This window comes from Bacteroidia bacterium (assembly GCA_039924845.1).
Lineage (GTDB): Bacteria > Bacteroidota > Bacteroidia > DATLTG01 > DATLTG01 > DATLTG01.
On the sequence record JBDTAC010000026.1, the window covers coordinates 1 to 14,112 of the forward strand.

Below are 14,112 nucleotides of genomic sequence, written 5' to 3' on the forward strand. Positions count from 1 at the left end.
ACATCCTGGGGCTGGAGAAGGTCCCAAGGGTTCGGCTGTTCGCCGATTAAAGTGGCACGCGAGCTGGGTTCAGAACGTCGTGAGACAGTTCGGTCCCTATCTGTTGTGGGCGTTAGAAATTTGAGAGACCCTATCTCTAGTACGAGAGGACCGAGATGGACAAACCGCTAGTGTACCTGTTGTGGCGTCAGCTGCATCGCAGGGTAGCTATGTTTGGATGAGATAAGCGCTGAAAGCATCTAAGTGCGAAACTCATCTCAAGATAAGATTTCTTTAAAGGGTCGTGGTAGACTACCACGTTGATAGGTTGCAGGTGTAAAGACAGCAATGTCAAAGCCGAGCAATACTAATTACCCGTTAGCTTTCGTATTGACGTTTGCTTTTGTTTGTATACAATTCTATTACACTTTCGTATTTTCTTTCTTTATTTGTCAAAAATATTTCCCTTTAAAATGGGATACGATTTTAGGCGACTATTGCGGTGAGGTCCACCTCTTCCCATTCCGAACAGAGAAGTTAAGCTCACCAGCGCAGATGGTACTGCATTCAATTGTGGGAGAGTATGTCGTTGCCACTTTTAAGCCTGTTGGATTAATTTCCGACAGGCTTTTTTGTTTTATAAAAGTAGTAAATTTGAAAAGTTTTTAAACGAAGCAGTCAATGCCCAAAGGGTTCAAAAAAATATTTTTTCAAAGCATCTTTTTTCTTTGTTTTTTTGCGAATTCAATTTACGCTTCTCCAAAGGATTCTCTTAAAACGCATGCCGTTAAACAAGATTCTGTTCGAATAAATCCTTCTAAATACATTTCTGAAATTAAAGTGTATAATTGCAACTTTTTTTCCGAAGAAGGAAAATTTCCAGCGTATGATAAAGATACTGTCAAGCTTAATTATTTTATCAGTAGTACTTCTGATAAAAATGAAATTCAAGTACTCGAAAATTTTTCAAGAATAGATACTTCGCTCATTAATTTTCAGCGATACACTTCTTTTTATAATTTAGGAAACAGCGGCACGCCCCTTGTTAATTTATTTTTACCACATTACTCAGATGTGGAAGACGGATTTCATTATGACAATGATTTTATGGATTCCTATCGAATTACAAATAATTCCATCAATTATTACAATACAAAAGCGCCTTACACGGAATTATATGCGGTTGTTGGCGCCAAAGAAGAACAGTTTTTTAAATTGCTGCACACACAAAATGTCAATAAGAATTTGAATTTTTGTTTGAATTTTAATCGCGTTCGTTCCGCCGGAAGTTATCTCAACCAAAACTCTAACGACAATAGTTTGGCACTTTCTTCGTGCTATAAAACCACCAATAAAAAATATTTTTTGACGAGTAATATTATCTATAATAATTTCCAATATGCTGAAAACGGTGGAATTACGAATGATTCAGCTTTAGGAAATGCCACATTTTCCAATCGTCAATTGGTTGCCGTTAATCTTTCTGCTGCCAAACACCGTATTATTGATAAGGAATTTAATGTAAGACAAACTTATTTTTTCGGTTCGACAACTGAAACAATGAAGTCGGATTCATCCTTCGAAAAGAATTTTTTTCCGAAAAGTTCTTTAACGCATACGTTTAGTATTGGAGATAAATCCATTGTGTATCAAGATAATTTCCCTGATTCTAATTTTTATAAAAATGCAATTGATACAAAAGAAACCTTGGATTCCGTACGTTTTTATCACATCGAAAACGAATTGGCGTGGAATACATGGAACAATAATTTCGATTTTACGGCGAAAATAAAAGATCAAATTATCGGCTTGAAACAAGGAACAGCGGATTCGCTCAATAAACATATCACAACAGATTCTGTTTTTTCCAATGTAATTGCAGGCGGAAATATTCTCTTTAAAAAATTATTTTTTGAAAACTCTTTTCTGGATGTTTCTGGAAATTATGATTTACTCGGAAATCGGAAAGGTGATTATTCTGGAAAAATAAGTTGGGGAATAATTCCGTTTGTGGATATTACTGCGTCTATTCAGCATCAAACGCCCGATTATATTTATGATTTATATGCTGGAAATAATTTCAACTGGAAAAATAATTTTCAAAAAACAGATTGTAAATCCATTACTATTGATCATTCTTATTTTAAAGAAAATGGAAAAACTCCTTTTATAATTGGTGTTTCTGCGGCACAATACACTCATTTTTGTTATTTCGATAATTATGCGCAACCAGAACAATATTCGGGAAACATCACTGTTTCTTCCGCCTATCTGAAAAAAGATTTCGTCTATAAAAGGTGGACTTTTTCCAACGACATGACCTATCAATATGTGCCAGATTCCTTGCCTTTGCGGCTTCCGAAATTTATCTCACAAAACGCTTTGTACTATTCCAGCAATTATAAAAAAATATTGTATTTTAGTTTGGGAGTAGATTTATTTTATACTTCTGCCTACAACGGAAGCGCGTATATGCCAGCTACCGGACAATTCTATTTGCAAAATACAAATAAGATTGGCGATTATCCATATCTGGATCTTTTCTTGAATGCGAAAATAAAAACGGTACGTATTTTTGTGAAATACCAACATGCCAATTCTGGTTTAACAGGATACAATTATTATACGGCGTATCATTATCCCATGCCCGATAATGCTATTAAATTTGGACTTTCCTGGCAGTTTGCAAACTAAAAGCAAGATTAGAATTTGACTTATAGTGAATTCACGTAGTCTAATTTTTTATTGAAGGGGATGGTGATTGTTTTTGTGGAAGGGGCTTAGCGTTTACGGAGATTGATGACTGACCTGTTAATCATTTAATTATAGATAATGCTAAGTCTATGTCACTAAAATTTGTGATTTGCCTAAATCTTTTAAAATGTTTTGATTTAGCCTCGCTCGTCTTTTTAATATAATTGTCGATTACAAGCTCCCAATGTCTAGATGTAGCAATGCCAAAAACATGACCTAATAATTCGAACTCGAAAAAACTTGGTTCACGTACCAAATATTTGAACTGCATTTCTTCTTCCATAATCAAGACAGGCTCTATTGCCCAAGAATCTGCCATTATAATAATTCCATAATTTCTTTCAAAATAAAAAATGGGATAGTCTCCAAGATCATAACGACAAAATTCTCTTATAAAATCAAATTGTGAGTCTAAGCCATTTCGTTTTTGACGCTCAGTTTCTTCAAGAAATATCTTGTATAGGCCCTTTTTTAGTTGCCTTGAAATTCCTTCTTGAAAATTTTTACGATTGCGATAACTAGCTTTGAGGCTAAAACTCCCCTTTTTTAAATCCAAGTTAAAATAAATTGAGGAAAATTTTGGCAGTGTCTTGTTTTTACCAATTTCATTTCGTGCTTCCAACAACCTTGCTCGTGAGATATTAAAAGTTTCCTTAATAACGGTTTCGATTGGAGGTAGTTTGTTACTATGGCTACCAAAAAATAAATTACATTCATCACAAACATTCGAACATATTTTTGTACCTCCAAGTGTTTGCGGAATTGTATGAGCCTTTTTTTTAAAAGTTACTTTTTCTTCTGTGCTTAAACACCAAATACATTGCTTCATTAAATTTTTTATCTATAATGTCGCTCAATTCTATAATTTACGAATAACACGTAAATATAAAACAATCTCAGCAAAGAATATTTTTATCAAAACTGCTCTTGTATTCCAAGCTCAAAAATCAATTACCTTTGCACATTCAAAAAAAATGAAGACAACAGAAATAGCAGAGGAATTGGTTCCGATTATCGGGAAAGAAGATGAGTATTTAGAGGTTACGGGCGCACGCGAACACAATCTCAAAAATATAAATGTTACTATTCCGCGCAATAAATTGGTGGTCATTACCGGTTTAAGTGGCAGCGGAAAATCTTCGCTTGCTTTTGATACCATTTATGCGGAAGGACAAAGACGTTACATCGAAAGCTTTTCGGTGTATGCGCGCCAGTTTCTGGGAAGTATGGAACGCCCTGATGTGGACAAAATCAGCGGTTTAAGTCCTGTTATTTCTATCGAACAAAAAACGGTAAATAAAAACCCGCGCTCTACAGTGGGTACTATTACTGAGATTTACGATTTTTTGCGCTTGCTTTTTGCGCGTACCGGCGAAGCTTTTTCGTACGTTACCGGAGAAAAAATGGTGCGTTATTCCGACGAACAAATTTTAAATTTAATTTTAGAAAAGTTCTCCGGAAAAATAATTTTTCTGTTGGCTCCCATTGTGAAAGGTAGAAAAGGTCATTACCGCGAATTGTTTGAACACATTCGTAAAATGGGCTTTTTGCGTGCGCGTGTGGATGGAAAAATAATCGAGTTGAGTGGCAAAACGCAGTTAGATCGCTACAAAGTACACGACATCGAAATGGTGATTGATAAAATTGAAGTGAATGACGATGCGCGCCAACGTATTTCTGAATCTTTGCAAATGGCAATGAAACAAGGCAAAGGCGTGATTATGGTGATGGACGAAAAAACAGAAACTGCGAATCATTTCAGTCGTTATTTAATGTGCCCAACCTCCGGAATTTCTTACGACGAGCCGGCTCCGAATCTTTTCTCTTTTAATTCGCCGTATGGCGCTTGCCCTAAATGCAGCGGTTTGGGTGAAGTTTCGCAAATCAATACATTAAAAATAATTCCAAATCTGAAGCTGAGTATCAAGAAAGGCGGTATTGTTGCCATCGGAGAATATAAAAATTCGTGGATGTTTCGTCAGTTGGAAGCCATTGGCGATAAATATCATTTCACTTTGGATACGCCTATTGGCGATATTTCTGAAGAAGCATTGAACGTGATTTTATTTGGTTCGGATGAAATTTTTAAAGTGAAAACAGCTTACGACAGCGCCGCGACAAACTATTCTTTGAATTTTGAAGGCATCGCTAATTTTATTGAACGCCAAAAAAATGAACAATTATCGCATTCCATTGATAAATGGGCGCAAGGTTTTATGAATAAAATTGTTTGCCCGAAATGTTTAGGAACGCGCTTGAAACAAGAAGCTTTGTTTTTTAAAATCGGCGGAAAAAATATTTCTGATTTGGCGAACATGGATTTGGGCGAGTTGAAAAAATATTTTTCTGAAGTCGAAAATCAGATGGGTAAAAAAGAACAAGTCATTGCGAAAGAAGTCATCAAAGAAATTCGTACGCGTATTGATTTTATTTTAGATGTTGGTTTGGATTATTTAAGTTTAAACAGAAGTTCTAAAACCCTTTCGGGCGGAGAGGCGCAGCGCATTCGCTTGGCTACGCAAATTGGTTCGCAATTGGTTGGCGTGTTGTATATTTTGGATGAACCGAGTATTGGTTTGCATCAGCGTGACAACGCAAAATTAATTACTGCATTGGAAAATTTGCGTGATATTGGAAACTCTGTAATTGTGGTGGAACACGACAAAGAAATGATTTTGGCAGCCGATTACGTGGTGGATGTCGGTCCGTTGGCTGGTGTTCACGGCGGAGAAATTGTAGCAGCTGGCACTCCGACAGAAATTTTAAAATCGAATTCGCTTACATCTCAATACCTGAATAATAGAAAACAAATAAGAATTCCGGAAAAGAGAAGAGAAGGAAACGGTGAGAAAATAATTTTGAAAGAGGCTTCCGGAAACAATTTAAAAAATGTGAGCGTGGAATTTCCTTTGGGAAAATTAATTTGCGTAACAGGCGTATCGGGCAGCGGAAAATCAACATTGATAAACGAAACATTGTATCCGATTCTCAGTAAATATTTTTATAATTCAGAAAAAAATCCTCTGCCTTACAAGTCTATCAAGGGATTGGAACACATTGATAAAATTATTGAAATAGATCAAGCTCCAATTGGCAGAACGCCACGTTCGAATCCGGCTACGTACACAGCCGTTTTCACGGATATCAGAAATCTTTTTGCAGAAATGCCGGAATCGAAAATACGCGGATATAAACCCGGACGGTTTTCTTTTAACGTAAAAGGCGGAAGATGCGAAACGTGTCAGGGCGGCGGAATGCGGACGATTGAAATGAATTTTTTGCCAGATGTTTATGTGAATTGTGAAACGTGTAATGGAAAGCGTTACAATCGCGAAACGTTGGAAATTCGCTACCGCGGAAAATCCATCAGCGATGTGCTGAACATGACGATTGACAATGCCGTTGATTTTTTTGAAAATATTCCGTCCATCATACAAAAAATAAAAACGCTGAAAGATGTTGGATTGGGTTATATAACACTGGGGCAACAATCTACCACACTTTCTGGCGGCGAGGCGCAACGCGTGAAATTGGCAACGGAACTTTCGAAAAGAGAAACTGGAAAAACATTTTATATTTTAGATGAACCTACTACCGGTTTGCATTTCGAAGACATTCGAATTCTTTTGGAAGTATTAAATAAATTAACCGATGCAGGAAATACCGTGTTGGTAATTGAGCACAATATGGATATCATTAAAACTGCAGATTATATTATTGATTTAGGTTTGGAAGGCGGACGAAAAGGCGGAGAAATTATTTGTTATGGAGTTCCTGAAGAAATTATCGAGAATAAAAAAAGCTATACGGCAGCTTATTTGAAAAAAGAATTGCGCCCAAAATCATCTTTGAAAAATTAATTTTTTAACATGACAAACGAAGAAGAAAAAATCAGAAAAGCCTTTGACGATAAAGATTGGCACGATATAAAATCGTCCGACTCTTGGCAAATATTTAAAATAATGGCGGAGTTTGTGAGTGGTTTCGAGAAAATGGCGAAAATCGGTCCTTGCGTTTCTATTTTTGGTTCGGCACGTACAAAACCCGAAAATAAATATTATAAATTGGCGGAAGAAATTGCTTTCAAATTAACGCGAGAAGGTTTCGGCGTAATTACTGGCGGCGGTCCGGGAATTATGGAAGCCGCTAACAGAGGCGCAAAAGCAGGCGGCGGAAAATCCGTAGGTTTAAATATTGTATTGCCTTTTGAACAATCTGCCAATACATTTATCGACAGAGATAAGCTTATTAATTTCGATTATTTCTTTGTTCGCAAAACTATTTTTTTGAAATACTCTCAAGGATTTATTGTGTTGCCAGGAGGTTTGGGAACAATGGACGAACTTTTTGAAGCCATCACCTTAATACAAACTAATAAAATTGGACATTTTCCGATTATATTAGTTGGAAAACAATATTGGGAAGGCATGATGCAATGGATAAAAACAACCGTTTTAGAAGAAAAAAATATCAGCGAATCGGATCTTGATTTTTTCTCTTTAGTGGATACATCAGAAGAAGCGTTGCATAAAATCAACGAGTTTTATTCGAAATACATGTTGAAACCGAATTTCTAATTAACAGAGGTTTTGGCTTCATTATTTTTGAAGCGGTAAAGTCAAACAAATTCAATAAAATTCCGGAAATAATTCTAATTCTGGAATAGCTCCCCAACATTCGTAATCGAGGATGATTTGCCATTGGCATGGATATCATCATTTCAACTGTTTTAAGGTTAATTTATTCATAATGAGATTTTTGTTTATTGATTTATGAAAGTAAATAACCAAGAATAAATTTGCTTTCCAAAAATATTTTTTTACCTTCGCCGACCAAAGATTATTTGCATAAGTGGTATATATATCAGAATAAGTGGTGTTTTTATAGTATAAATGGATATAATAAAATCAAGTAATTAACTAAATAAGCCATGTTAAAAAAATCATCTTGTCATTTTTCTATCTCCATTTTGAAAAATAATTTTTCAAAACCGGTTGTCATTCTGCTATTAGTTTTGCTTTCATTTGCTTCCAAAGCACAGCAAAAACAAGACTCTACGATTCTTAGGGAAAATTCTTTTTTTCAAGGAGATAGTCTTTCCGGTTTTGATGTTGTTTTGGAATATCATAAAATAGCAAGTAATCTTAATTATAACCACGATGTTGTTGGAAGACTATATCATGAGGAAAGCAATTTTATTCAAACAAAATATCATCCTTTAAAAAATCGAAACCATACAATCAATCCGAATAATTACAAAACACTTTCAAGTACTTGTGATAACCTTGATTTTGAAGACGGAAATTGCACTGGATGGGTGGGTTTTATAGGATATAACTCTAATTCCAATGCCCCATTAACCACAACAGCTACTGGTATTTTTAATGGTGCTGTTGATAATCCAGAACCTTCTTGTAATTATCATACTATTGTGGATGCTGCTGCAGGAAATGATCCTTATGGTGGCTTTCCGATGTTAGATGCAGGCGGAGGGAGTTATGCCTTGCGTTTGGGTGGAGAATATATTAACGAATACAATGGAAATAGTCCTGGCAATGTGATTGTGTGCGCTGGTGGTAATAATTACAATAGCGGAGGCGAAATTATACAGCAAACATTTCTTGTAACTCCGGCGAATGCATTAATTACCTACAATTACGCGGTTGTATTAAATGCTGCTCCACACAATGTTGGGCAACAACCTTACTTTTTAGCCGAAATTTTAGATTCTTTGGGTAATCCTTTGCCTTGTTGTCAATATTATATTCAGATACTAAAAAATGTTGTTCCGCCAGGATTTATATTGTCATCAGGTACAAATTATTATGATAATTCAGCCGTTTATTATTTACCATGGACATCTAATAGTTTTAACTTAAATGCTTATATTGGACATAAAGTTACCTTATACTTCGCAGCAGCAGGTTGTATTGAAGGTGGACATTTTGGATATGGATATGTAGATGCCTCATGCTCTCCCGTTCAACTGATAAAAACGACTTCGAGTACTTGTGGAGGTTCTGTCACTTTAACGGCTCCTGCAGGAGATTCTGCTTATGCTTGGACGCAAATTCCTGCAGGCTCAGGAATATCGGGTTCCGCTGCTGGACAGTCAGTTACGGTTACTCAAAGTGGCACTTATCAGGTAACGGTAACCCAGAGACTTGGTTGCACATACGTTGTTGATTCAACAATTGTAATTACGTCAACACCTACCATAACGGTTAATTCAGGCAATATATGTCCCGGTAGCAGCATGGTTTTAACATCGACAGGAGCGGGAGTTGGAGGTACTTATTCATGGACACCAGCAGTAGGCTTGAGTGCTACAACAGGAGCAAGTGTAACCGCTAATCCAGCAACAACGACCAGTTATACAGTAACAGGTACATCCACAGCAGGCTGTACAGGCAGCGCCATAGCTACGGTAACGATTAATCCTAGTTTAACCGTAACAGTCAATTCTGGAAATATATGTCCCGGCAGCAGTATGATTTTAACATCGACAGGAGCGGGAGTTGGAGGCACTTATTCATGGACACCAGCAGTAGGCTTGAGTGCTACAACAGGAGCAAGTGTAACTGCTAATCCGGCAACAACGACCAGTTATACAGTAACAGGTACATCCACGTCAGGCTGTACAGGCAGTGCTATAGCGACAGTAACTATTAATCCATTACCAAACATCGGAGTTAATTCCTTAACGATCTGCACTGGTAGTAGTGGTACGCTAACAGCCACAGGCGGCACTACGTATTCATGGACACCAGGAACGGGCTTAAGTACAACCACGGGAACGTCAGTAACTGCCAATCCTTCGGCAACAACAACATATACCGTAACGGGAACAGATGCAAATGGGTGTACTAACACGGCAGCAACGACGGTAACAGTAAATCCGGCACCGACGGTAACTGTCAATTCACCGAGTATTTGTCCAACATCGAGTGCTCCTTTAACAGCATCTGGAGCGGTAACGTATGCTTGGGCGCCAGCAACAGGCTTGAGTGCAACAACAGGCACGACAGTAACGGCAAGCCCTGCGGCAACGACGGATTATACCGTAACGGGTACAGATGCAAATGGATGTACAAATACAGCTATAGCTACGGTAACGGTGATTAATGTATTAACAGTAACAGTGAACTCAGGTGCTATCTGCTTGGGCAGCAATATGACATTAACAGGTGCGGGCGCTGCCACGTATGCTTGGGCTCCAGCGACTGGCTTGAGTGCGACTACAGGGACCACAGTAACCGCTAATCCGACGGTAACGACCACTTATACAGTAACAGGTACATCTATAGCAGGTTGTACGGGTAGTGCCATAGCGACGGTAACAGTGAATCCTCCGCCGACAGTGGGCGTGAATTCGCCAAGTATCTGTACAGGTACGAGCTCTCCATTGACAGGTACCGGTGCTGTAACATACACCTGGACACCAGCGGCAGGCTTAAGTGCGACCACAGGAACCACAGTAACTGCCAATCCGACGGTAACGACCACTTATACGGTAACAGGCACAGATGTGAACGGTTGTACTAATACAGCAGTAGCTACGGTAACGATCAATCCATTGCCGACTCCGAACTTTACTTCTACGAGCGTTTGTTTTAACAATGTAAGTGCATTTACAGACGCATCCACCACAACGGTAGGAACCATCACAGCATGGTCATGGAATTTTGGAGAACCTTCTTCGGGAGCGAACAATACAAGTGCCACTCAAAACCCGACGCATACGTATGGTTCATCTGGAACGTTTAATGTTACCTTGATTGCAACTAATAGTACAGGCTGTATTGATTCAGTCAAACTACCAGTGGTAGTAAATCCATTGCCTTTGGCAGCGTTTACGTCTTCGCCGGTATGTATGGGAACAGCAACAGATTTTACAGATGGTTCTACCATCTCATCGGGTACTATTACCGGCTGGGCATGGAACTTTGGAGATCCGGGATCAGGAGTAAACAATACATCAACAACACAATCGCCGAATCATACGTATTCAGCAGCAGGTAGTTATACGGTTACCTTAACAGTTACTTCTAATAATGGCTGTCAAGGAACAATTACCCAAACAGTCACAGTGAATCCCATACCAGTAGCAGCCTTCACGGCAACTTCGGTATGCGTATCGGATGTGATGAATTTTACAGATGCTTCTACGGTAGCTCCAGGAACGATTACCGGCTGGTCATGGAATTTTGGAGATGGAGGCACAGCTATCACACAAAACCCAACCCATACGTATGGAACAAGTGGCACCTTCACGGTAACGTTAACGGTTACCTCTAATGGAGGATGTACGAATACAGTTACCAATACGGTAACCGTATTTCCTGCTCCAGTAGCAGCGTTTACGGCAACGAATGTTTGCTTACAAAACACCACTACGTTTACAGATGCTTCTACGGTATCATCAGGAACAGTTACGTCTTGGGCGTGGAACTTTGGAGATGGTAACACGAGCGCGATCCAAAATCCGACACATGTGTACGTCGCCAGCGGATCTTATACGGTAAAACTAACAGCTACTTCTTCGAATGGATGTAGTAATACAATCAGTGAAAACGTAATAGTTTATCCAATACCGGTAGCAGCGTTTAGCAATACAACAGTTTGTCAAAACAGTCCAACTTCTTTTACTGATGGCTCAACGATCTCATCGGGAAGTATTACTAATTGGTTGTGGAACTTTGGTGACGGCACTAGCAGCACCATTGAAAGTCCAATGCATTTGTATGCAAAAGATTCAACGTACATCGTTAAATTGATTGTAACAAGCAGTAACGGCTGTGTGGATTCGATTACCCAGAATGTAACGGTGAATCCAAATCCTGTAGTAGCCTTTACGGTAAATGATAGTATAGGATGCGCACCATTGTGTGTTCAATTTACAGATCACAGTACGATAGCAAATGGAGGAACAATCAACAATTGGTTGTGGTCTTACGGAGATGGTAATACAGGAAACACGGAAGATCCAAGTCATTGTTACACCGTAGCTGGCACTTACGATGTTGCTTTAACTGTAACCTCGCAAAGCAATTGTTCAACGACATTAACGCATCCACACATGATAACTGTTTATCCGGTACCGGAGGCAGCGTTTACAATGAACCCGAACCCAACGACGATAGCCAATCCGACGATTAATTTTGTGGATGGTTCTACGGGTGCGAGTGCGTGGCATTGGGACTTTGGCGATGGAGATACCTTGACTTGGGGAGCAAATGATAACAATGCGACACATACTTATGGAGATACAGGAGTCTTCAACATCCAACTGATTGTGATAAATCAATTTGGTTGTACCGACTCGGTGATGCACCCGATATATATCGAACCGACTTTTACTTTTTATGCACCAAATGCCTTTACTCCAAATGGAGATGGAAAGAATGATTATTTCTTTGGCACGGGTACTGGTATCAGAACATATCAGATGTGGATTTTTGACAGATGGGGTAATTTGATTTACCATACGAATGATTTGAATGGCAAATGGGATGGAATAGTAGCGGGAGGCAATCGTATGGCACAAATAGATGTGTATGTATGGAAAGTGAATTTGACGGATGTGTTTAACAAAACGCATCAATATATCGGTCATGTGTCCTTAGTTAAATAAAGAAAACACAAGGACATCATAGCAAAAACAGCCTTGCATTATAGATGCAAGGCTGTTTTTCGTTTCATAAATCAAACATCACCCCGAAGGCGCTAAGCTGACACACGGCTTTTTTTCATGATTTTATTTTTAGTGAATTATTGTTACTTTATCTGCTTTTACTAAATTGCCATAGCTATCTGTTATTCTATAATAATATAAACCTGCTGATAATTTATTAGTTGAAATGCTTGTAATATTACCTGATAATTCCTCGCATTCTACTTCTTGTCCAGTAGTACTGTATAAACAAATCATTCCCGATTTAATTTGCTCTATGTTTACTGCCACATTCAATAAGTTATTGGCAGGATTTGGATAAACCTTAACACTCGCATTAAGTGGCTTTATTTCATTTACACCAGTAAACAAACTATCTGCATACGTACTATCCGTACTTACTATTACATCGTCTATATAATAGTAAGCTGCAAAACCGTTAAAAGTAGTCTCCGGTGAGTTCACAAAAACGGTGTCCACATGAGCATCATCCACAAAATTACCGATGATTATGTACTGTTCTCCACCTGCTGCCACAAAACTACCACTTATTTTCATCCAATTTACTTTATCTGTTAGTGGATTATACTCAATATCATTTGTTACCTGTGGGATAAGATATGATTTAACCTGTCCTAATGTAGTATTGTTAAAAACCAATGACGAATCAGAAAAATACGCTCCCATATTATTACAGGCATATTTGAAGGTATCTCCCAAGCTTACATAAAACGTAACATAATACCTTGTTCCACTAATTAATGGATTTATTAAACTATCCTGAATATAGTTTCTAAAATTATATGTTGACGGTTGATACAAGGAATCTATATACGTATAAAATCCTGCATAAGACACACCTGTGTGGGCATATTGATGCCCTATATCGTTTGAAGGAACTCCCACATTATAACCAAGTCCTGAGCAGTGCGAAGTATAATAAGAGAGCCCCCCCCCCATTCTGACCTATCCAGTTTTTTACGTAGCCTGTAAATTGGTCATCGTGCTGTATACATTGTATCCTATCTTCAAAAGAATAATTAGGCACAAGGTTTTGGGCTTTTGTTTTCACTGAAAAGGAAAACATACAAAAATAAAAAGCAAGAAAAATAATTTTTCTCATAAGTGGTAAATGAGTACCAAAGATATGATTTTTATGATGTTCATTTTAAACCTTAGCTGATTTCTTTCCAAAGAAGAAGGAAAAAGCTGCTCTTGCATTTGCTGTATCAAGTAGTGGATAGCGATTTTCTGCCTGTTCAATTCTTCCTTTTCAATTTTAATCATTTTAAAGAGAACTTACCTAATATAGAGCTGTTAGCATGACACTAAGAACTGTGAGTGAGGCACTAAGAGCTGTGAGCATGACACTAAGAGCTGTGAGCATGACACTAAGAGCTGTGAGTGAGGCACTAAGAGCTGTGAGTGAGACACTAAGAGTTGTGAGTGAGGCACTAAGAGCTGTGAGTGAGACACTAAGAGCTGTGAGTATGACACTAAGAACTGTGAGTGAGTCAGTCTAAGCTGTGAGTAGGACACTCTCAGCTCACTTATTGACAGTTTGAGTATCCGTTTCCGTAGGGAATGTAAAACAAAGTGTGTCAGATTGTTTTTTTATATTTGATGATTGGTTAGAAACATAACATGGCTCTGCTGGCGAGCAACCTACTAGGGATATAGCCAATCGATGAAATAATAGAATAAAG

The 14,112-nt window shown here is 38.2% G+C and carries 6 protein-coding genes and 2 rRNA genes; 6 read left to right on the top strand and 2 right to left on the bottom strand.

Translation table 11 applies throughout. The features are described 5' to 3' along the window. From ABIZ51_03105 to ABIZ51_03115, 3 genes are all read left to right on the top strand, one after another. Window positions 1-371: ribosomal RNA gene (locus ABIZ51_03105) — 23S ribosomal RNA — on the top strand; the annotation flags it as partial. Window positions 372-465: 94 nt separating this feature from the next. Further along, window positions 466-577, top strand: a 5S ribosomal RNA gene (gene rrf / locus ABIZ51_03110). An 83-nt stretch (window positions 578-660) separates the two neighbouring features. Next, window positions 661-2,673 carry a putative porin gene (locus tag ABIZ51_03115; GenBank protein ID MEO7087768.1) on the top strand — a complete coding sequence of 671 codons (2,013 nt, stop codon included), beginning with the start codon at window positions 661-663 and terminating at the stop codon, window positions 2,671-2,673. A 121-nt stretch (window positions 2,674-2,794) separates the two neighbouring features. Here ABIZ51_03115 and ABIZ51_03120 read toward each other — a convergent pair whose 3' ends face one another. Next, window positions 2,795-3,562, bottom strand: coding sequence for an HNH endonuclease (locus ABIZ51_03120; GenBank protein ID MEO7087769.1), 768 nt, complete (start codon window positions 3,560-3,562; stop codon window positions 2,795-2,797). Window positions 3,563-3,707: 145 nt separating this feature from the next. Here ABIZ51_03120 and uvrA point away from each other — a divergent pair, with 145 nt between their 5' ends. The 3 genes from uvrA to ABIZ51_03135 all read left to right on the top strand — a co-directional run bounded on the left by uvrA (window position 3,708) and on the right by ABIZ51_03135 (window position 12,367). Beyond that, window positions 3,708-6,593 (top strand): excinuclease ABC subunit UvrA, encoded by a 2,886-nt coding sequence (gene uvrA / locus ABIZ51_03125; protein MEO7087770.1) that lies wholly within the window; start codon window positions 3,708-3,710, stop codon window positions 6,591-6,593. A gap of 9 nt (window positions 6,594-6,602) precedes the next feature. After that, on the top strand, window positions 6,603-7,310 hold the full coding sequence (locus tag ABIZ51_03130) for a TIGR00730 family Rossman fold protein (protein MEO7087771.1): 708 nt from the start codon (window positions 6,603-6,605) through the stop codon (window positions 7,308-7,310). 353 nt (window positions 7,311-7,663) lie between these two features. Continuing rightward, the gene (locus ABIZ51_03135; protein MEO7087772.1) at window positions 7,664-12,367 is read left to right on the top strand and encodes a PKD domain-containing protein; all 4,704 of its coding nucleotides are present in this window, start codon (window positions 7,664-7,666) and stop codon (window positions 12,365-12,367) included. Window positions 12,368-12,496: 129 nt separating this feature from the next. On the opposite strand, the gene ABIZ51_03140 is transcribed toward ABIZ51_03135, so the two are convergent. Further along, the gene (locus ABIZ51_03140) at window positions 12,497-13,366 is read right to left on the bottom strand and encodes a T9SS type A sorting domain-containing protein (protein ID MEO7087773.1); all 870 of its coding nucleotides are present in this window, start codon (window positions 13,364-13,366) and stop codon (window positions 12,497-12,499) included. Between the last annotated feature and the right edge of the window lie 746 nt (window positions 13,367-14,112).

Bases quoted from the DNA above. Each gene is read 5' to 3' on its own strand.
- ABIZ51_03115 (MEO7087768.1), top strand. From the start codon at position 661: ATGCCCAAAGGGTTCAAAAAAATATTTTTTCAAAGCATCTTTTTTCTT.
- ABIZ51_03120 (MEO7087769.1), bottom strand. From the start codon at position 3,562: ATGAAGCAATGTATTTGGTGTTTAAGCACAGAAGAAAAAGTAACTTTT.
- uvrA (MEO7087770.1), top strand. From the start codon at position 3,708: ATGAAGACAACAGAAATAGCAGAGGAATTGGTTCCGATTATCGGGAAA.
- ABIZ51_03130 (MEO7087771.1), top strand. From the start codon at position 6,603: ATGACAAACGAAGAAGAAAAAATCAGAAAAGCCTTTGACGATAAAGAT.
- ABIZ51_03135 (MEO7087772.1), top strand. From the start codon at position 7,664: ATGTTAAAAAAATCATCTTGTCATTTTTCTATCTCCATTTTGAAAAAT.
- ABIZ51_03140 (MEO7087773.1), bottom strand. From the start codon at position 13,366: ATGGGGGGGGGGCTCTCTTATTATACTTCGCACTGCTCAGGACTTGGT.